The organism is Sulfuriferula sp. AH1 (genome assembly GCF_002162035.1).
In the GTDB taxonomy this organism is placed as follows: Bacteria; Pseudomonadota; Gammaproteobacteria; order Burkholderiales; family Sulfuriferulaceae; genus Sulfuriferula.
Genome location: NZ_CP021138.1, coordinates 2387258 through 2404571 on the forward strand (window position 1 = coordinate 2387258; position 17314 = coordinate 2404571).

At 48.8% G+C, this 17314-nt stretch carries 30 protein-coding genes; 1 reads left to right on the forward strand and 29 read right to left on the reverse strand.

Going from position 1 to position 17314, the window contains the following annotated elements; genetic code table 11:
• The first annotated feature begins 9 nt into the window (after positions 1–9).
• Complete coding sequence (locus CAP31_RS12025; RefSeq protein WP_087447752.1) at positions 10–3369, forward strand: DEAD/DEAH box helicase; 3360 nt, start codon at positions 10–12, stop codon at positions 3367–3369.
• 122 nt (positions 3370–3491) lie between these two features.
• Here the strand turns inward: CAP31_RS12025 and rplQ are convergent, their stop codons facing one another.
• From rplQ to rpsJ, 29 genes are all read right to left on the reverse strand, one after another.
• Positions 3492–3884 carry a 50S ribosomal protein L17 gene (gene rplQ, locus CAP31_RS12030; protein ID WP_087447753.1) on the reverse strand — a complete coding sequence of 131 codons (393 nt, stop codon included), beginning with the start codon at positions 3882–3884 and terminating at the stop codon, positions 3492–3494.
• A 21-nt stretch (positions 3885–3905) separates the two neighbouring features.
• Positions 3906–4889: a DNA-directed RNA polymerase subunit alpha gene (gene rpoA, locus CAP31_RS12035; protein ID WP_087447754.1), complete on the reverse strand. Its 984-nt coding sequence runs from the start codon at positions 4887–4889 to the stop codon at positions 3906–3908.
• A gap of 29 nt (positions 4890–4918) precedes the next feature.
• Positions 4919–5548, reverse strand: coding sequence for a 30S ribosomal protein S4 (gene rpsD, locus CAP31_RS12040; RefSeq protein WP_087447755.1), 630 nt, complete (start codon positions 5546–5548; stop codon positions 4919–4921).
• A 14-nt stretch (positions 5549–5562) separates the two neighbouring features.
• Positions 5563–5952, reverse strand: coding sequence for a 30S ribosomal protein S11 (gene rpsK, locus CAP31_RS12045; protein WP_087447756.1), 390 nt, complete (start codon positions 5950–5952; stop codon positions 5563–5565).
• Positions 5953–5966: 14 nt separating this feature from the next.
• Positions 5967–6329 (reverse strand): 30S ribosomal protein S13, encoded by a 363-nt coding sequence (gene rpsM, locus CAP31_RS12050; RefSeq protein ID WP_087447757.1) that lies wholly within the window; start codon positions 6327–6329, stop codon positions 5967–5969.
• A 57-nt stretch (positions 6330–6386) separates the two neighbouring features.
• Positions 6387–6500, reverse strand: coding sequence for a 50S ribosomal protein L36 (gene rpmJ / locus CAP31_RS12055; RefSeq protein WP_087447758.1), 114 nt, complete (start codon positions 6498–6500; stop codon positions 6387–6389).
• A 41-nt stretch (positions 6501–6541) separates the two neighbouring features.
• Positions 6542–6760, reverse strand: coding sequence for a translation initiation factor IF-1 (gene infA, locus CAP31_RS12060; RefSeq protein ID WP_087447759.1), 219 nt, complete (start codon positions 6758–6760; stop codon positions 6542–6544).
• A 20-nt stretch (positions 6761–6780) separates the two neighbouring features.
• Positions 6781–8106: a preprotein translocase subunit SecY gene (secY, locus tag CAP31_RS12065; protein WP_087447760.1), complete on the reverse strand. Its 1326-nt coding sequence runs from the start codon at positions 8104–8106 to the stop codon at positions 6781–6783.
• A 3-nt stretch (positions 8107–8109) separates the two neighbouring features.
• On the reverse strand, positions 8110–8544 hold the full coding sequence (gene rplO / locus CAP31_RS12070) for a 50S ribosomal protein L15 (protein ID WP_087447761.1): 435 nt from the start codon (positions 8542–8544) through the stop codon (positions 8110–8112).
• A complete protein-coding gene (rpmD, locus tag CAP31_RS12075; RefSeq protein ID WP_087447762.1) occupies positions 8545–8733 on the reverse strand; it encodes a 50S ribosomal protein L30 in 189 nt (62 codons plus the stop codon). It lies immediately after the preceding gene.
• A gap of 3 nt (positions 8734–8736) precedes the next feature.
• Complete coding sequence (gene rpsE / locus CAP31_RS12080; protein WP_087447763.1) at positions 8737–9246, reverse strand: 30S ribosomal protein S5; 510 nt, start codon at positions 9244–9246, stop codon at positions 8737–8739.
• A 12-nt stretch (positions 9247–9258) separates the two neighbouring features.
• Positions 9259–9612 (reverse strand): 50S ribosomal protein L18, encoded by a 354-nt coding sequence (rplR, locus tag CAP31_RS12085; protein WP_087447764.1) that lies wholly within the window; start codon positions 9610–9612, stop codon positions 9259–9261.
• Positions 9613–9626: 14 nt separating this feature from the next.
• The gene (gene rplF / locus CAP31_RS12090) at positions 9627–10160 is read right to left on the reverse strand and encodes a 50S ribosomal protein L6 (protein ID WP_087447765.1); all 534 of its coding nucleotides are present in this window, start codon (positions 10158–10160) and stop codon (positions 9627–9629) included.
• 12 nt (positions 10161–10172) lie between these two features.
• A complete protein-coding gene (rpsH, locus tag CAP31_RS12095) occupies positions 10173–10568 on the reverse strand; it encodes a 30S ribosomal protein S8 (RefSeq protein WP_087447766.1) in 396 nt (131 codons plus the stop codon).
• Positions 10569–10583: 15 nt separating this feature from the next.
• Positions 10584–10889 (reverse strand): 30S ribosomal protein S14, encoded by a 306-nt coding sequence (gene rpsN, locus CAP31_RS12100; RefSeq protein ID WP_087447767.1) that lies wholly within the window; start codon positions 10887–10889, stop codon positions 10584–10586.
• 7 nt (positions 10890–10896) lie between these two features.
• The gene (gene rplE, locus CAP31_RS12105) at positions 10897–11436 is read right to left on the reverse strand and encodes a 50S ribosomal protein L5 (protein WP_087447768.1); all 540 of its coding nucleotides are present in this window, start codon (positions 11434–11436) and stop codon (positions 10897–10899) included.
• Positions 11437–11445: 9 nt separating this feature from the next.
• Positions 11446–11763, reverse strand: a complete 318-nt coding sequence (rplX, locus tag CAP31_RS12110; RefSeq protein WP_087447769.1) for a 50S ribosomal protein L24 — start codon at positions 11761–11763, stop codon at positions 11446–11448.
• 9 nt (positions 11764–11772) lie between these two features.
• On the reverse strand, positions 11773–12141 hold the full coding sequence (rplN, locus tag CAP31_RS12115; protein WP_087447770.1) for a 50S ribosomal protein L14: 369 nt from the start codon (positions 12139–12141) through the stop codon (positions 11773–11775).
• A 136-nt stretch (positions 12142–12277) separates the two neighbouring features.
• Complete coding sequence (gene rpsQ, locus CAP31_RS12120; protein WP_087447771.1) at positions 12278–12547, reverse strand: 30S ribosomal protein S17; 270 nt, start codon at positions 12545–12547, stop codon at positions 12278–12280.
• Positions 12544–12747: a 50S ribosomal protein L29 gene (rpmC, locus tag CAP31_RS12125; protein WP_087447772.1), complete on the reverse strand. Its 204-nt coding sequence runs from the start codon at positions 12745–12747 to the stop codon at positions 12544–12546. Before rpmC ends, rpsQ begins: the two co-directional genes overlap by 4 nt.
• A 1-nt stretch (position 12748) precedes the next feature.
• Positions 12749–13165: a 50S ribosomal protein L16 gene (gene rplP / locus CAP31_RS12130; RefSeq protein ID WP_087447773.1), complete on the reverse strand. Its 417-nt coding sequence runs from the start codon at positions 13163–13165 to the stop codon at positions 12749–12751.
• A complete protein-coding gene (gene rpsC, locus CAP31_RS12135) occupies positions 13149–13859 on the reverse strand; it encodes a 30S ribosomal protein S3 (protein WP_087447774.1) in 711 nt (236 codons plus the stop codon). Before rpsC ends, rplP begins: the two co-directional genes overlap by 17 nt.
• Positions 13860–13868: 9 nt before the next feature.
• On the reverse strand, positions 13869–14201 hold the full coding sequence (rplV, locus tag CAP31_RS12140; protein WP_087447775.1) for a 50S ribosomal protein L22: 333 nt from the start codon (positions 14199–14201) through the stop codon (positions 13869–13871).
• 9 nt (positions 14202–14210) lie between these two features.
• Complete coding sequence (gene rpsS / locus CAP31_RS12145; protein ID WP_087447776.1) at positions 14211–14486, reverse strand: 30S ribosomal protein S19; 276 nt, start codon at positions 14484–14486, stop codon at positions 14211–14213.
• A 12-nt stretch (positions 14487–14498) separates the two neighbouring features.
• Positions 14499–15326: a 50S ribosomal protein L2 gene (gene rplB, locus CAP31_RS12150; protein ID WP_087447777.1), complete on the reverse strand. Its 828-nt coding sequence runs from the start codon at positions 15324–15326 to the stop codon at positions 14499–14501.
• Between the two features lie 9 nt (positions 15327–15335).
• Entirely contained in the window at positions 15336–15647 is a 312-nt protein-coding gene (rplW, locus tag CAP31_RS12155; RefSeq protein ID WP_087447778.1) for a 50S ribosomal protein L23, read from the reverse strand.
• Positions 15644–16267, reverse strand: coding sequence for a 50S ribosomal protein L4 (rplD, locus tag CAP31_RS12160; protein WP_087447779.1), 624 nt, complete (start codon positions 16265–16267; stop codon positions 15644–15646). Before rplD ends, rplW begins: the two co-directional genes overlap by 4 nt.
• Entirely contained in the window at positions 16267–16911 is a 645-nt protein-coding gene (rplC, locus tag CAP31_RS12165) for a 50S ribosomal protein L3 (RefSeq protein WP_087447780.1), read from the reverse strand. Before rplC ends, rplD begins: the two co-directional genes overlap by 1 nt.
• 82 nt (positions 16912–16993) lie before the next feature.
• The gene (gene rpsJ, locus CAP31_RS12170; protein WP_087447781.1) at positions 16994–17302 is read right to left on the reverse strand and encodes a 30S ribosomal protein S10; all 309 of its coding nucleotides are present in this window, start codon (positions 17300–17302) and stop codon (positions 16994–16996) included.
• Between the last annotated feature and the right edge of the window lie 12 nt (positions 17303–17314).

Consider the following 17314-nt stretch of genomic DNA (forward strand, 5'->3'; position numbering starts at 1 on the left):
CAATACACCATGCATATTCAGTACACGCTAGCCGATATCAAAAAGACGTTTCCCGCTGTGTTTTTCGAGCGCGGTTTAGCGATTTACAATCAACATAAGATTACCCATGTCAATCTTGACGATACCGATAATGCGCTGGTATCTGAAGTGCAAGGTAGCCGCGCACTGCCTTATCATCAGCGTATTTTCTTGCAAATGCGCAACAGCAAACTCATTATCGACGGCTCTTGCGACTGCCCGATAGGGCGGAACTGCAAACATGTCATCGCGGTACTGATACATGCGTTGCATATCCCCCCCAGCCTGGTACAGGCGACCCAGCCGGTCATGCACACACCGTCCCGATCGACCAGCCCCACCAAGGCCTACCCTGCGTTAAGCTGGCTGGAGCAGATCAGCGAGGCGCTTGCCGAAATCGATGCGCCCGCCTATCCGCCCACTGAAGCCTATCGTTTGCTGTATGTGCTCACCCCTGCCTATTATGGCGTTGGTCTGGATGTACGTCTGATGCGCGCGCGCCTCAAGAAAGACAATACGTTCGGCAAAGCCATGCGCTATACCCAATTTTTTGAAGTGGCGATGGGGCGCGGCGGTAACGTTGCCAGTAATCTGGATCGGACTTTATGTGCCCGTATTCTGCAGTGCAACCCGCAATCGCAATCCGACCCCAAAATCAGCGGTACCGGCAGCGGCGCAGTTTTACATGACCTGATCGCTACGGGACGGACATTCTGGTGCGACAGCGATGCACCGCCATTAACGCTGGGTGAATCACGCGAGTGCCAGCTGACCTGGATTGCAGATGACGAAGGCAACCAGCAACTGGGGGTTCCCCTCAGCGAGCATGAACAGGTGCTGTCCGTTTCGCCTCCCTGGTGGCTCAATACCCGCACTCGTCAGTGCGGCGCATTGCAAACCGGCGTGCCGGATACTGTGGCCAGCATTCTCATGCTCTCCCCGGCCATTCCCTGCGAATTACTGCCCGAGGTGACGGCGACGCTCAGCCATCAACTGCCGAATATAACACTGCCTGCACCACAAATGCTGGAAACCAGACACCTGGAGAACGTTCCGCCAAATCCGATACTGATATTGAGTGAAATCCCGGTCAGTCTGAGCGATCACTGGAAACGCCGCGACGACACCAGCACGCATTACCTGCCTGCTGCCCAAATCGCTTTTGATTATCACGGCATCCGTGTCAACAGCTACGCGCCCAATAGCGCCATCAGCCAGCGTCGGGATCATATTCGCTACGTAACCAGCCGTGACCCGGCACAGGAATCCCATTTCACCGAACAGATACTTACGCATACCGATTTGTCGCTTATCCAGCAAATCTTTCCTGCGGTAGCCGTTACGCCGGAACAGGCCACAGCCTACAGTCTGGCGCAACCGAGCGACTGGCTGGATTTCATGATTGAAGACATCCCCAGACTGCGTGACCTGGGCTGGGAAATCGAAATTCAGGCTGACTTCCCTTACCGGGTAGCTGAAGTGGGCGAAGATATCAGCGCCGAAATTGAGGAAACTTCCGGGAATGACGGGAATGACTGGTTTAGTCTGGATCTCGGCATAGATGTAGACGGCGAACGCATTAGTTTGCTACCCATACTCGCCCATACTTTCCAGCAATACTCGCCTGAACAGATACGAGCTTTAACCGACCCGAATATCGACCCCAAACGCAAGCTGGTCTGCATGTTGCCGGACAAGCGCATGCTGGCGCTGCCATTACGGCGTATTCAGGGCATATTATCGGTACTGGTCGAGTTATTCGATAGCAATAGCGGCCTGACCCCGGATGGCAAGCTCGAGTTATCCTCACTGCATGCCACACGCCTCGCCGAACTGGAAGCCAATGCCCGGCCTCGCTGGCTGGGTGGCGAACGCCTGCTGGCGCTAGGCCAGAAGCTGAAAAACTTCAGCGGCATCACCCCGGTTCCGGTACCCGCGGGGCTGAATGCGACATTACGTCCTTATCAGCAGGAAGGATTGAACTGGCTACAGTTTTTACGCGAATATGGTCTGGGTGGCGTGCTGGCAGATGACATGGGGCTAGGCAAGACTTTGCAGACCCTCGCGCATCTGCTGGTTGAAAAACAATCCGGGCGTGCCGACCGACCCAGTCTGGTCATTGCGCCAACCAGCCTGATGTTCAACTGGCAGGCGGAAGCAGCCCGATTTACACCTGAATTGCGTGTCCTGCTGTTACACGGCTTCGACCGCAAGCAATACTTTGAACAGATTAATGACTATGATCTGGTATTGACGACTTATCCGCTGCTGGCCAGAGACAAGGAATTCCTGATCGCTCAGCCTTTTCACCTGCTCATTCTGGATGAAGCGCATGCCATTAAAAATCCGAAAGCGCTTTCTACCCAAATCGTGCACCAGATTCAGGCCCGCCATCGTCTCGCATTAACCGGTACGCCGATGGAAAACCATCTCGGCGAACTATGGTCGCTGTTCCATTTTCTGCTGCCAGGCTTGCTGGGCAGCGCCGAAGCCTTCAAACGGCAGTTCCGCACCCCTATCGAAAAACACGAAGATAACCAGCGCAGCGTCGCGCTCGCGCAGCGTGTCAAACCATTCATGTTGCGCCGCACCAAAGTTCAGGTTGTTACCGAGCTCCCGGCTAAAACCGACATAATTCGCAGCTGCGAATTAGTTGGCGCCCAACGCGACCTTTACGAATCCGTTCGTGCAGTTATGCAGGACAAGATTCGCCGTGAAATCGATGCAAAAGGCTTTAAGAAAAGCCAGATCGTCATTCTCGATGCTTTATTGAAATTGCGACAGGTTTGTTGCGACCCCCGCTTGCTCAAGCTGCCAGCGGCCCGCAAAGTGCATCAGTCTGCCAAGCTTGACATGCTGACTTCCCTGCTGCCGGATATGATAGAAGAAGGCAGGCGCATTCTGTTATTCTCGCAATTCACATCAATGCTGGATTTGATTGAGCCGGAGCTGAACGACCTTAAAATTCCCTTTGTTCGTCTCACCGGCGATACCCAGGATCGCGCCACACCGGTCAAGCAATTCCAGAATGGCGATGTCCCCTTATTCCTGATCAGTCTTAAGGCTGGCGGCGTCGGGCTGAATTTAACCACCGCGGATACGGTAATCCATTATGACCCTTGGTGGAATCCGGCTGTCGAAGATCAGGCAACCGGGCGGGCGCACCGCATCGGGCAATTGAATCCGGTATTTGCGTATAAATTAACTACCCTGGGAACGGTAGAAGAGAAAATCATCAAGATGCAGGAAAAGAAGCGCGCATTAGCACAGGGTATACTGGGTGATGCGGCGATAGGTGTCGGCGCATTCAGTCCTGATGAACTCATCAGCCTGTTTGAACCACTGCAATAAAGCCGCACAGTACGTTTTATGCATTACAAATTTCCATAAACCACTCTGACCGCATCTGCTGATGCAGGATGCGGTCATAAAAAAAGCCGAGCTAAACTCGGCTTTTTTTATGTCTCTGAGAATTATTCAGCTGTATCTTCAACCATTTCTGCGTCAGCCGGACGATCAACCAGTTCGATTAACGCCATAGGTGCATTGTCACCATTACGGAAACCAAATTTGAGAATACGCAGGTAACCGCCGTTGCGTGCAGCAAAACGCGGACCCAATTCATCAAAAAGCTTGACTACCATTTCACGATCACGCAAACGACTAAAGGCCAGACGGCGATTAGCCAAGCTAGGCTTTTTGCCGAGAGTGATCATCGGTTCAGCAACGCGACGTAATTCCTTGGCTTTAGGCAACGTGGTCTTAATGACCTCGTGACGCAACAGCGCATTAGTCAGGTTACGTAACAAAGCAGCACGGTGACTGCTAGTACGATTTAATTTACGATTGGCGAGACGGTGACGCATCGTTATATTCCTTCTACTTAATTATGGCTTCTCAAGCCCAACTGGAGGCCAGTTTTCGAGTTTCATACCCAAGCTGAGTCCTTTAGAAGCCAGCACATCTTTAATTTCATTCAATGATTTGCGCCCTAAATTAGGGGTTTTCAGCAATTCATTTTCGCTACGCTGAATTAAATCACCGATATAGAAAATGTTTTCAGCTTTCAGGCAATTCGCTGAACGGACAGTCAATTCCAAGTCATCAACCGGACGCAGCAACATAGGGTCAACTTGCGGCGCTTTTGGTGATTCGGCTGCAACAGGCGTGCCTTTCAGATCGGCAAACAGCGCTAACTGCTCAACCAATACACGTGCAGCATAACGCACAGCTTCTTCCGGATCTATCGTGCCGTTAGTTTCAACGTCAAGAATCAGTTTGTCCAGATCGGTACGCTGTTCAACACGAGCGCTCTCAACCGAATAAGCAACCCGTCGTACCGGACTAAACGAAGAATCAACCTTGATCGCCCCCAGAGTCTGGGTATCGTCAGCCTGACGACGTACCGACACCGGCTGGTAGCCACGGCCTTGCTGAACCTTGATCTCCATGTCGATCTTGCCACCTTTGGTAAGGTGCGCAATGACATGCTCAGGATTTACGATTTCAACATCGTGACCAACTTCAATATCACCGGCGGTCACTACACCTTCAGTAGCCTTGCTCAATTTGAGCGTAACTTCGCTACGATCATTCAACTTTAATGCAATACCCTTGAGGTTGAGAAGAATATCAACCACGTCTTCCTGCACGCCTTCCAGCGTTGAATATTCATGCAATACGCCACTGATACTGACTTCAGTAGGTGCCGCACCGGGCATGGACGACAACAGGATACGACGTAAGGAGTTACCTAGTGTATGGCCATAACCACGCTCGAACGGCTCCATAATGACACGAGCACGAAGCGGTGACACAGTTTCAACGTCAATGATGCGTGGCTTCAATAAATCCGCAGTACTGCTTTGCATAAATGGTTTCCCTCTTAAATGCGTCGGGATTACTTGGAATACAATTCAACAACGAGATGCTCGTTGATCGTTGCAGGCAACTCAGCGCGTTGTGGACGAGCCTTATAAGTACCCTTCATATCTTTTGCGCTAACCTCAACCCACTCCGGAAAGCCGCGCTGTTCAGCAGCTGCCAAAGCAGCTTTGATACGCAATTGCTGTTTCGATTTCTCGGAAACTTCAACTACATCACCAGGCTTAACCACGTAAGACGGGATGTTGACACGCTTGCCATTAACCAGAATGCTGTTATGGCGCACAACCTGACGGGATTCAGCACGCGAAGCGCCAAAACCCATACGGAATGCAACCGTATCCAAACGACTTTCCAACAGTTGCAGCAGATTTTCACCGGTAACACCACGCTGGCGATCTGCTTCTTTGTACATATCACGGAACTGGCGCTCTAATACGCCGTACGTACGGCGCAGTTTCTGTTTCTCACGCAGTTGCACGCCATAGTCAGACAGGCGAGTGTTTTTCTTTTGCCCATGCTGACCTGGTGGATAGCTGCGACGCTCAATTGCACATTTATCGGTGAAACACTTTTCACCCTTCAAAAACAGTTTCTCGCCTTCACGACGGCACTGGCGGCATTTTGGATCTAGATTTCTGGCCACTTTAAAACTCCTGCTTAGATACGACGTTTCTTAGGCGGACGGCAACCGTTGTGCGGCACTGGCGTCACGTCAGAAATGCTGGTGATTTTAAATCCAGCGTTATTTAATGCGCGAACCGCAGATTCGCGACCAGGACCTGGTCCCTTGATACGAACTTCCAGATTCTTGACACCACATTCCTGTGCCAGCTTGCCTGCATTCTCAGCAGCAATCTGTGCAGCAAAAGGCGTGCTTTTGCGGGAACCCTTAAAACCAGCACCGCCTGAAGTTGCCCAGGATAAGGCATTACCTTGACGGTCAGTAATGGTGACGATGGTGTTATTAAAAGAAGCATGGATATGAGCGATGCCTTCCGCCACATTCTTCTTAACTTTTTTACGAACTCTGATATTAGCCTTAGCCATAACTTATCTATCCTTTATTTCGTCGCACGAACGGCTTTTTTCGGGCCTTTACGTGTACGTGCATTGGTACGTGTACGCTGGCCACGCAAAGGTAAGCCACGACGATGACGCAGACCACGATAGCAACCCATATCCATCAAACGTTTGATGTTCATCGTAACTTCGCGACGCAGATCGCCTTCTACCGTGTGCTTAGATACGCCTTCACGGAGTTTTTCCATATCCGCGTCAGTCAGATCCTTAATCTTTGTAGTTGTATTTACACCCGCATTCGCACAAATCATGCGTGCCGTGGTGCGACCGATGCCATAGATAGCGGTTAACGCTATTTCAGCATGTTGGTGGTTCGGGATGTTTACCCCAGCAATACGGGCCATCTACTTACTCCGGATTCAAAACGTTAAATTTTAACATGTAACACATAATCAAGACAATTAACCTTGACGTTGCTTGTGACGTGGATCTTCACAGATCACACGAACCACACCCTTGCGGCGCACAATCTTGCACTTACGGCAGATTTTTTTTACAGACGCCTGTACTCTCATGAGGAACTCCTTTTTATTACCGTATTAGACGGAAAAATGACTTACTTGGCGCGGAAAGTAATCCGCGCCTTAGTCAAATCATACGGCGTTAGTTCAACCGTGACCTTATCACCGGGCAATATACGTATATAGTGCATACGCATCTTTCCAGAAATATGACCTAATACAACATGACCATTTTCCAGTTTTACCCTGAACGTCGCATTTGGCAAAGTTTCTAGAACTTCGCCTTGCATTTGGATGGTATCTTCTTTTGACATACTATTGAGCCACCATCCGCTTATCGTGAAACAAAACCGCCGCCCTTGAAATTAGCTTTCTTGAGCAAACCTTCATACTGATGCGACATGATGTAAGCCTGTACTTGCGCCATAAAATCCATCGTAACCACAACAATAATCAACAATGAAGTGCCGCCAAAATAGAAAGGCACATTCCACTTAACAATCAAAAATTCTGGTAACAAACAGACCAAGGTTATGTAAATTGCCCCTACCAAGGTCAACCGCCCCATGATCTTGTCTATATAACGGGCTGTTTGTTCACCCGGTCGAATCCCTGGAACAAAGGCGCCACTCTTTTTCAAATTGTCAGCCGTTTCTTTCGGATTAAATACTAAAGCAGTATAGAAAAAACAAAAGAATATAATCGCCGTCGCGTACAACATCACATATATAGGCTGACCAGGCGACAAAGCAGTACCCACATCCTTTAGCCAGCTCATGCTGTCATGACTGCCAAACCAGCCAGCCAAAGTCGCCGGAAACAGAATAATGCTGGATGCAAATATGGGCGGTATTACGCCAGCCATATTGAGCTTCAAAGGCAAATGAGAGCTTTGACCACCGTATACCTTATTGCCGACCTGCCGCTTGGCGTAATTAACCAGAATCTTTCTCTGACCCCGCTCTACAAAGACCACCAGGGCGGTTACCAAAATCACCGCAACAAACAGCATCAGCACCAATGGTATGGAAAAGGCTCCGGTACGCGTCAATTCCAGCGTGCCGCCGATCGCATGAGGCAAACCGGCAACAATACCTGCAAAAATAATCATCGAAATACCGTTACCGATACCACGCTCAGTGATCTGCTCACCTAGCCACATCAGGAACATCGTTCCTGCCACCAGTGTCATTACTGCAGTAATCCGGAATATAATGCCAGGGTCAACTACCAGACCAGGCTGCGCTTCAAGTGCGATAGCAATGCCAAGCGCCTGAAAAAATGCAAGCCCTACTGTTCCATAACGTGTATATTGCGTTATCTTTCGACGCCCCGAATCACCCTCCTTTTTCAGAGCTTCAAGCTGAGGAGAAACCACCGTGAGTAACTGCATGATAATAGATGCAGAAATATACGGCATAATTCCCAAAGCAAAAACGGTAAATCGCGATAATGCGCCGCCGGAAAACATATTGAACATACCCAATATGCCGCCTTGCTGTGAACGGAACAGCTGCTCCAGTGCAACGGGATCAATACCCGGTACCGGAATATGCGCACCAATACGATAAACCACCAGCGCACCGATCAAAAACAGCAAACGTCGCTTCAGATCGCCAAACTTGTCGGCGCCGCCGACTTTTGTCTTGTTCGCAGCCAAGATTTAATCCAGGAAACTTCCGCCAGCAGCTTCAATGGCGGCACGCGCAGCTTTGGTAGCAGTCAAGCCCTGCAGCTTGACTGCACGCTTAATCTCACCATTCAGCACAATCTTTGCCGTTTTAGCTCTAGCGGAAATAACACCAGCCTGTTTCAAAACCAGAATATCGATCTGATCTACTGGAAGCTTATCAATAACAGACAATAAAACCTCAGCAGTATCACCTGCAGTCAAAGACACAAATCCGCGCTTAGGCAAGCGGCGTTGTATAGGCATCTGACCACCCTCGAAACCAACCTTGTGAAAACCGCCTGCGCGTGATTTCTGACCTTTATGGCCACGACCAGCCGTTTTTCCCAAGCCACTGCCGATGCCACGACCTACGCGGCGACGCGCCTTGTTACTTCCTGCGCCGGGTTGAAGATTATTTAATTCCATTTAGCCCTCGCACTTAACGAGATAATATACTTTATTGATCATACCGCGATTTGAAGGCGTATCCAGCACTTCAACGGTATGATTCAAACGACGCAAGCCAAGACCTTGCACGCATGCGCGGTGTGATTGCTTGGTTCCAATGACACTCTTGACGAGAGTCACTTTAACAGTTTTAGTAGTAGCAGTCATCGCTTACTCCATGATTTCCGCAACAGATTTACCGCGTTTGGCAGCAATTTCTGATGGGGAATTGATTTGCATCAAACCATTAATGGTTGCGCGAACCACATTATAAGGATTGGTCGAACCAATACATTTAGCAAGAATGTTATGCACGCCCATCACTTCGAACACGGCACGCATTGGACCGCCTGCAATAATTCCGGTACCTTCTGAAGCCGGTTGCATATAGACAACTGCCGCACCATGTTTGCCAATTACCGCATGATGCAAAGTGCCATTTTTAAGGTTGACCTTTTGCAGCTTGCGGCGCGCCTCGTCCATAGCTTTCTGAACCGCAACAGGCACTTCGCGAGACTTGCCCTTGCCCATACCTATTCCGCCGTCGCCATCGCCAACTACTGTCAGCGCTGCAAAGCCTAAAATGCGTCCACCTTTGACAACCTTGGTAACGCGGTTAACCGCGACCATCTTTTCACGTAAGCCGTCAGCGCTCTCTTGGTTTGTTTCAATTTTTGCCATCATTCACCTCAATTAGAAGCTCAGACCGTTTTCACGAGCTGCGTCTGCCAAAGCCTTAACCCGACCATGGTAACGAAAGCCGGAACGATCGAAAGCAACTTCAGCGATACCTAATTGCTTCGCCTTGTCTGCAATTCTTTTACCAACCAAAACTGCCGCACTTAGATTGCCGCCGTTAGGCAGCTCTTTACGCACATCAGCTTCAACAGTAGAAGCACTTGCCAGCACCTTACCACCACTAGCATCGATAATTTGTGCATAAATATTACAGTTCGAGCGGTACACCACGAGACGAGTGGCTTTTTGATCTGCAATGCGAGCACGGGTTTTGCGTGCTCTGCGCAGACGCGCAGTATTCTTGTCCATGAGTCAGCCTTTACTTATTTTTTCTTGGTTTCTTTGATAACAACCACTTCGTCAGAATAACGCACACCCTTACCTTTGTACGGTTCAGGTTTACGATAAGCACGCACGTCAGCAGCCACTTGTCCAACTTTTTGACGATCCAAACCCTTGATCAGGATTTCAGTCTGAGTAGGCGTTTCAACTTTAATACCATCAGGCATCTTATGCGCAACAGGATGCGAAAAACCCAACGTAAGGTTTAAAGTATCTCCGGCTGCTTGCGCACGGTAACCAACGCCAACAAGCAATAATTTCTTCTCAAAACCTTTAGTAACGCCTTGAACCATATTTGCTAGTAACGCACGCATCGTTCCTGACATCGCATTTGCACGGATCGAATCATCAACTGGCGAAAAAACCAAAACGTCGCCTTCCTGTGCAATTACAACATTAGCATTAGCTGCTTGCGTTAACACGCCCAAAGGACCTTTTACAGCAATCACATTACTAGACAGTGTGATTTCAACACCAGCCGGCACGGCAACTGGATTTTTAGCTACACGAGACATTGCATTTCCTCATCAAGCTACGATGCACAAGACTTCACCACCCACGCCATTGGCGCGAGCTTTGCGATCAGTCATTACACCACCAGAGGTGGATATAATGGCGATACCTAGTCCGTTCATCACTTTTGGAAGTTCCTGGCTGCCTTTATAAATGCGCAAACCTGGGCGACTTACCCGCTCGATTTTCTCTATAACGGGTCGACCTGCATAATATTTGAGACTGATATGCAACTCAGGCTTGCCTTCATTTTCGCCAATGGCAAAATCTTCAACATAACCTTCATCTTTTAACACTTTTGCAATAGCCACTTTGACTTTAGAGCTAGGCATTACCACAGCAGATTTCTCTACACTTTGGGCATTACGGATACGCGTTAGCATATCTGCAATTGGATCACTCATACTCATTCGATACTCTCCCGCTTACCAGCTGGCCTTAACCATGCCTGGAACTTCACCACGCATTGCATGTTCGCGCAGCTTAATGCGCCCCAAACCAAATTTTCTGTAAACTCCACGCGGACGACCAGTTAACTCACACCGGTTTCGCAAGCGAACCGGGCTAGCATCTCGTGGTAATTTTTGCAGCTTGAGACGAGCGTCAGCCCGAGCCTCATCCGACAGTTTTTGATTACCAATAATCTCGATCAATTCAGCACGCTTTGCGGCGAATTTTTCTACCGTGGCGCGACGTTTCTTATCGCGGTTAATCAAAGCAAGTTTTGCCATGATGCCCTCAGTTCTTAAACGGAAACTTGAATGCGGCCAACAAAGCACGCGCTTCAACATCAGTTTTAGCAGTTGTAGTAATGGTAATGTTCATACCGCGCAATGCATCAATTTTATCGTATTCGATTTCTGGGAATATGATCTGCTCGCGCACACCCATATTATAATTTCCACGCCCATCAAACGACTTACCCGACAAACCGCGAAAATCACGAATACGAGGAATTGCCACCGTTACCAGACGATCCAGAAACTCATACATCTGTTCACGACGCAAAGTAACCATGCAGCCTACAGGATAGTCATCGCGAATCTTGAAACCCGCAATCGATTTGCGTGATTTGGTAACAACCGGTTTTTGACCTGCAATTTTTTGCATGTCACCAACAGCGTGCTCCATCACTTTTTTGTCGGCAACAGCTTCACCAACACCCATATTAAGCGTGATTTTTTCAATGCAAGGCACTTCCATAACGGATTTATATCCAAACTGTTTGATCAAGTCCGGCATTACCGTCGTTTTATAAAAATCTTGTAAGCGAGCCATTTGCACCCCTTAAATATCAACGACTTCGTTGGTCGATTTGTAGACGCGCACTTTGCGACCATCTTCCAGAACCTTGAAACCAACTCGATCAGCGCGCTGGGTAGCCGCATTAAACAAAGCCACGTTCGAGATCTGGATTGGCATTTCCTTTACCACCACACCACCAGCATCACCCTTAACGGGATTGGGCTTAACATGTTTCTTAACAGTATTAACACCCTCGACCATCAGACGATTGTCTTCACGCACAGCCAAAACCGTACCGCGCTTGCCTTTATCTTTACCGGTGGTAACGATAACGCTATCACCCTTACGAATCTTGTTCACGTAGCCCCCTTACAGAACTTCTGGCGCAAGCGAGACTATTTTCATAAATCTCTCTGTACGCAACTCACGAGTTACCGGGCCAAATATACGGGTACCGATAGGCTCGAGCTTGTTATTAAGCAATACTGCCGCATTGCCATCAAATTTAACCAGAGATCCATCAGGACGACGCACACCTTTTGCCGTACGCACAACCACCGCATTATAAACATCACCTTTTTTAACACGACCGCGAGGCGCGGCGTCTTTAATAGTGACCTTGATAATGTCGCCTATGCTAGCGTAACGACGCTTTGAGCCACCCAAAACCTTAATGCACATTACAGAACGCGCACCAGTATTGTCGGCCACATCAAGCCTTGACTGCATTTGTATCATTTAACTCTCCAACTTAACCCGCCGAGCCAGGTTTCCCTGCCTAGACAGCTAGTTTTGGACCCGTACGGGAAGATTGCTGTTACCAGCAGGACGAAAGCAAAAAAGTATAACAGCACTTAATTAAAAGTGCAAGATATTATACTGCGCGAGCTTTCGTAATTAATTTAGCAACACGCCATGTTTTGGTTTTGGCAATTGGCTTGCATTCTTCAATAAGAACGAGATCGCCCTCATTAAATTCGTTATTCTGGTCGTGCGCATGATACTTCTTCGAACGACGAATAACCTTTCCAATTACAGGATGCTTCACTTTACGCTCAACCAAAACAGTGACAGTCTTATCCATTTTGTCACTAACAATACGGCCAGTTAGGCTACGGACAACTTTGTTTTCAGCTTCGCTCATTTGCTCACCGCTTTCAATTCATTTTCACGCAGCACTGTATGAACTCTAGCAATGCTTTTACGTAACTTGCCTAATTCGCTTGTCTTGTTGGTTTGCTGCGTAGCAACCTGCATACGCAGGCTGAACTGAGCTCGCAACAGTTCAATTAGCTCTTGTTTAATCTCTGCCGTGGATTTAGCACGCAATTCGCTCGCCTTCATCTTAGCTACCTATCATTCTAGTTACAAAAGCGGTTTGAATCGGCAATTTTGCTGCAGCAAGACGGAAAGCCTCTCGCGCCAAAACCTCATCAACACCATCCATTTCGTAAAGCATTTTACCCGGCTGAATTTCAGCAACATAGTACTCGGGATTACCTTTACCATTACCCATACGAACTTCCGCTGGCTTTTCCGAGATTGGCTTATCCGGGAATACACGAATCCAGATACGACCACCACGCTTGATATGACGAGTCATCGCACGACGCGCAGCTTCGATCTGACGCGCTGTCAAGCGACCACGACCGATGGCTTTTAATCCAAAATCACCAAAACTAACTTTGTTTCCACGGGTTGCAATACCAGTATTGCGACCTTTTTGTTCCTTACGGTATTTTCTTCTAGCTGGCTGTAGCATGTTTAGCTCCTGGCTTTCTTACCCGTTTTTCAGGCTCGGCTGGCGCAGCGGTAGGCTGCTCACCCTTTGCCAATGCGTCTCCTTTGTAGACCCAAACCTTAACCCCGATAATCCCGTAGGTAGTCTTAGCCTCAAAGAAACCATAATCGATGTCAGCACGCAAGGTATGCAAAGGCACACGACCTTCACGATACCATTCCGTCCGAGCAATTTCTGCTCCGTTCAGACGACCCGAGCTCATGATTTTTATACCTTGCGCGCCCAAACGCATCGCATTCTGCATCGCACGTTTCATCGCACGACGGAACATGATACGTTTTTCCAACTGACCGGCGATATTGGCAGCAATTAATTGCGCATCAATTTCCGGTTTGCGAACTTCCTCGATGTTGACATGCACAGGTACGGCCATCATCTTTTGCAATTGAGATTTCAAAACCTCAATATCTTCGCCTTTTTTGCCAATCACCACGCCCGGACGAGCACTATGAATAGTGATACGAGCATTCTTAGCTGGGCGTTCAATCACAATTTTACTAACCGAAGCATTAGCCAATTTCTTCTTAAGAAATTCACGAACCTTGATATCTTCATTAAGCGTAGCTGCAAAGTCATGGTTATTTGCAAACCATTTCGAACTCCAGTTGCGCGTGACACAAAGACGGAAACCTATCGGATGTATTTTCTGTCCCATTACCGTTCCTTATTCGTCGCCGACTGTCACAGCAATATGACAAGTCTGTTTAATAATACGATTACCGCGACCTTTAGCACGGGCCATAAATCGCTTCATAGAAGGACCTTCGTCTACAGTGATGGTAGCGACTTTCAATTCATCGATGTCAGCACCGTCATTATGCTCAGCATTGGCTATCGCAGACTCTAGCACTTTCTTGATCACCGCAGCACCCTTTTTAGGGCTGAAAGCCAGAATATTCAGCGCCTGATCCACTGGCAGCCCGCGGATCTGGTCAGCGACCAAACGCCCCTTCTGAGCTGACAAGTGCGTACCACGTAATACAGCAGAAACTCTCATCATGGGCTCCTATTTCTTAGCTTTCTTGTCAGCCGCGTGACCTTTAAAGGTACGGGTCAACGAAAATTCGCCCAATTTATGACCAACCATATTCTCGGAAACGAAAACCGGGATATGCTGTTTACCATTGTGAACAGCTATAGTCAGGCCAATAAAATCCGGCAAAACAGTAGAACGACGCGACCAAGTTTTAATCGGACGTTTATCATTACTAGCACGTGCTGCGTCCACCTTTTTTTGAAGGTGATCGTCAACAAACGGGCCTTTTTTAATCGAACGTGGCATAACTCTTACCCTTTAACGTTGATGACGACGACGCACAATCATGCTGCTAGTGCGCTTATTACGGCGTGTACGGAAACCCTTGGCTGGTACGCCCCATGGACTTACAGGGTGGCGACCTGCTGCAGTTTTACCTTCACCACCACCATGCGGGTGATCTACCGGGTTCATTACCACACCGCGAACTGTCGGGCGGATGCCGCGCCAACGAGTTGCACCGGCTTTACCGATCGAGCGCAGCGAATGCTCTTCGTTGCCCACTTCGCCAATCGTTGCACGACAGTCGACATGAACTTTACGAATTTCGCCGGAACGCAGACGTAACTGAGCGTATGCGCCTTCACGCGCCAGCAATTGCACTGAAGTGCCAGCAGAGCGAGCAATTTGAGCACCCTTACCCGGCATCATCTCAACGCAATGAACCGTGCTACCTACCGGTATGTTGCGAAGCGGCAATGCGTTGCCTGTCTTGATCGGCGCATCGGAGCCATTCATTACCTGCATACCGGCAACAACACCTTTTGGCGCAATAATGTACCGACGTTCACCATCCGCGTAGCATAGCAATGCGAGATTTGCGGAACGATTAGGGTCGTACTCAAGACGCTCGACCTTAGCCGGCACACCATCTTTGTTGCGCCGGAAATCAACTATGCGGTAATGCTGCTTATGCCCACCACCCATATGACGGGTAGTGATATGACCGTTATTATTACGGCCAGCGGTTTTGCTTTTGCTTTCAACCAAAGCCGCTACCGGCTTACCTTTGTGCAAACCCGGCGTGACAACCTTGACTACGGCGCGACGACCAGGGGACGTTGGTTTAACTTTAATCAGTGCCATGCTCTACTCCTACTGGCCAGCCGCGAAATTGATCTCTTGCCCAGGTTTCAGGCAAACAAAGGCTTTTTTCCAATCGCTACGGCGACCCATAAAACGACCAAAGCGCTTTTGCTTACCTTTAACATTTGCAATCTGAACGCTATTAACTTCCACCTTGAACAACAGCTCCACTGCAGCCTTGATTTCAGGCTTGGTAGCATCCGGCGTTACACGGAAGATAACCTGCTCATGCTTGTCCGCAACGTAAGTGCTCTTTTCAGAGATTTGCGGAGCCAAGATGATTTGAAGCAGGCGCGCATCATTATATTTTGCTGTACTCATGCCAACATCTCCTCAACCATCTTGACCGCTGCGCTGGTCATCAGCACACGACCATAACGAACCATGCTTACGGGATCAATATGGCGCGGCTCAACGATCAATACATTTGGTAAATTACGCGACGACATCCAGAGATTATCATCCAGATTATCCGTAACGATCATGACACGATCCGAAAAACCCATGCCTTTTAGCTTATTGGCCAGCAACTTGGTTTTTGGCGCATCAACCACTAAAGAATCAACTACCGATAACCGACCTTCGCTAACCAGTTTCGAGAAGATCGAAGCCAGACCAGCACGATACATTTTACGGTTAACTTTTTGCGAGAAATTCTCATCAGGGCTGTTAGGAAATGCACGACCACCGCCACGCCAGATCGGGCTTGAAGTCATACCTGAACGAGCACGGCCGGTACCTTTTTGACGCCATGGTTTCTTGGTACTGTGCTTGACCATTTCGCGGTCTTTTTGCGCGCGATTGCCGCTACGCGCATTGGCCATATAAGCCGTAACCACCTGATGCACCAAGGCTTCGTTAAATTCGCGACCAAACAATGCGTCGGACGCAACAAGACTGCTAGCATCCTGACCCTGTTCGTTAATAATTTTGAGTTCCATTATGCACCTACCTTCACGCTTGGACGCACAACCACATGACCACCTTTAGAGCCCGGAACCGCACCCTTGACCAGAATCAATTGACGCTCCGTATCAATGCGGACCACCTCAAGCTTCTGCACAGTGCGCTGCACCGCGCCCAACTGACCAGCCATACGCTTGCCAGGGAACACACGACCAGGATCCTGAGCCTGACCAATGGAACCAGGGGTATTATGCGAACGCGAGTTACCGTGGCTAGCACGATTCGAGGAAAAGTGATGGCGCTTGATTACGCCAGAGAAACCCTTACCCTGGGTCGTTCCGGTAACATCAACCAGTTGGCCAGCCTGGAATATTTCAACACTGATTACACTACCGGCTGCCAGCGATGCCAAATCGGCAGACGCAAGGCGAAACTCCTTTTGAATCTCGCCTGCTTCAACACCAGCTTTCGCCAGATGCCCTGCAGCTGATTTATTCACACGTGAAGCACGACGCGCCCCAAAAGCAACCTGAACCGCTGAATAACCATCAGTTTCAGGCGTCTTAACTTGAGTAACGCGGTTGTTTGACACATCCAGCACTGTGACAGGGATAGTACTTCCATCCTCGGCAAAGAGACGGGTCATGCCAATCTTACGACCGACGAGTCCTAAACTCATTTTTCTTTCCTTAACAAAAAGGCGCTGATTTCAATTGACCAGCATTTTTATCCCCAAGAAAACCGTCTTGGCGCGGTAAAACTTAAACCTTGATTTCAACCTCGACACCAGCCGGCAAATCCAGCTTCATCAAAGCATCCACAGTTTTGTCTGTAGGATCGATAATATCCATCAAACGCAAATGGGTACGAATTTCGAATTGGTCACGCGACGTCTTGTTGACGTGTGGCGAGCGCAGCACATCAAAGCGCTCGATCGATGTAGGCAGAGGGACTGGACCTTTAACAACAGCGCCTGTGCGCTTAGCCGTTTCCACAATCTCAAGTGCGGATTGATCTATCAGACGATAATCGAACGCCTTGAGACGAATACGAATTTTTTGGTTTTTCATCACAATACCTTA

Bases quoted from the DNA above. Each gene is read 5' to 3' on its own strand.
- rpmD (WP_087447762.1), bottom strand. From the start codon at position 8,733: ATGACTGCTACTACTAAAACTGTTAAAGTGACTCTCGTCAAGAGTGTC.
- rplO (WP_087447761.1), bottom strand. From the start codon at position 8,544: ATGGAATTAAATAATCTTCAACCCGGCGCAGGAAGTAACAAGGCGCGT.
- rpmC (WP_087447772.1), bottom strand. From the start codon at position 12,747: ATGAAGGCGAGCGAATTGCGTGCTAAATCCACGGCAGAGATTAAACAA.
- rplR (WP_087447764.1), bottom strand. From the start codon at position 9,612: ATGGACAAGAATACTGCGCGTCTGCGCAGAGCACGCAAAACCCGTGCT.
- CAP31_RS12025 (WP_087447752.1), top strand. From the start codon at position 10: ATGCATATTCAGTACACGCTAGCCGATATCAAAAAGACGTTTCCCGCT.
- rpoA (WP_087447754.1), bottom strand. From the start codon at position 4,889: ATGCAAAGCAGTACTGCGGATTTATTGAAGCCACGCATCATTGACGTT.
- rpsS (WP_087447776.1), bottom strand. From the start codon at position 14,486: ATGCCACGTTCGATTAAAAAAGGCCCGTTTGTTGACGATCACCTTCAA.
- rplQ (WP_087447753.1), bottom strand. From the start codon at position 3,884: ATGCGTCACCGTCTCGCCAATCGTAAATTAAATCGTACTAGCAGTCAC.
- rpsH (WP_087447766.1), bottom strand. From the start codon at position 10,568: ATGAGTATGAGTGATCCAATTGCAGATATGCTAACGCGTATCCGTAAT.
- rplW (WP_087447778.1), bottom strand. From the start codon at position 15,647: ATGAGTACAGCAAAATATAATGATGCGCGCCTGCTTCAAATCATCTTG.
- rpsE (WP_087447763.1), bottom strand. From the start codon at position 9,246: ATGGCAAAAATTGAAACAAACCAAGAGAGCGCTGACGGCTTACGTGAA.
- rpsM (WP_087447757.1), bottom strand. From the start codon at position 6,329: ATGGCCCGTATTGCTGGGGTAAACATCCCGAACCACCAACATGCTGAA.
- rplC (WP_087447780.1), bottom strand. From the start codon at position 16,911: ATGAGTTTAGGACTCGTCGGTCGTAAGATTGGCATGACCCGTCTCTTT.
- infA (WP_087447759.1), bottom strand. From the start codon at position 6,760: ATGTCAAAAGAAGATACCATCCAAATGCAAGGCGAAGTTCTAGAAACT.
- rpsN (WP_087447767.1), bottom strand. From the start codon at position 10,889: ATGGCAAAACTTGCTTTGATTAACCGCGATAAGAAACGTCGCGCCACG.
- rplP (WP_087447773.1), bottom strand. From the start codon at position 13,165: ATGCTACAGCCAGCTAGAAGAAAATACCGTAAGGAACAAAAAGGTCGC.
- rplV (WP_087447775.1), bottom strand. From the start codon at position 14,201: ATGAGAGTTTCTGCTGTATTACGTGGTACGCACTTGTCAGCTCAGAAG.
- rpsC (WP_087447774.1), bottom strand. From the start codon at position 13,859: ATGGGACAGAAAATACATCCGATAGGTTTCCGTCTTTGTGTCACGCGC.
- rplE (WP_087447768.1), bottom strand. From the start codon at position 11,436: ATGGCTCGCTTACAAGATTTTTATAAAACGACGGTAATGCCGGACTTG.
- rpsK (WP_087447756.1), bottom strand. From the start codon at position 5,952: ATGGCTAAGGCTAATATCAGAGTTCGTAAAAAAGTTAAGAAGAATGTG.
- rpsJ (WP_087447781.1), bottom strand. From the start codon at position 17,302: ATGAAAAACCAAAAAATTCGTATTCGTCTCAAGGCGTTCGATTATCGT.
- rplB (WP_087447777.1), bottom strand. From the start codon at position 15,326: ATGGCACTGATTAAAGTTAAACCAACGTCCCCTGGTCGTCGCGCCGTA.
- rpsQ (WP_087447771.1), bottom strand. From the start codon at position 12,547: ATGAGCGAAGCTGAAAACAAAGTTGTCCGTAGCCTAACTGGCCGTATT.
- rplD (WP_087447779.1), bottom strand. From the start codon at position 16,267: ATGGAACTCAAAATTATTAACGAACAGGGTCAGGATGCTAGCAGTCTT.
- rplF (WP_087447765.1), bottom strand. From the start codon at position 10,160: ATGTCTCGTGTAGCTAAAAATCCAGTTGCCGTGCCGGCTGGTGTTGAA.
- rpmJ (WP_087447758.1), bottom strand. From the start codon at position 6,500: ATGAGAGTACAGGCGTCTGTAAAAAAAATCTGCCGTAAGTGCAAGATT.
- rplN (WP_087447770.1), bottom strand. From the start codon at position 12,141: ATGATACAAATGCAGTCAAGGCTTGATGTGGCCGACAATACTGGTGCG.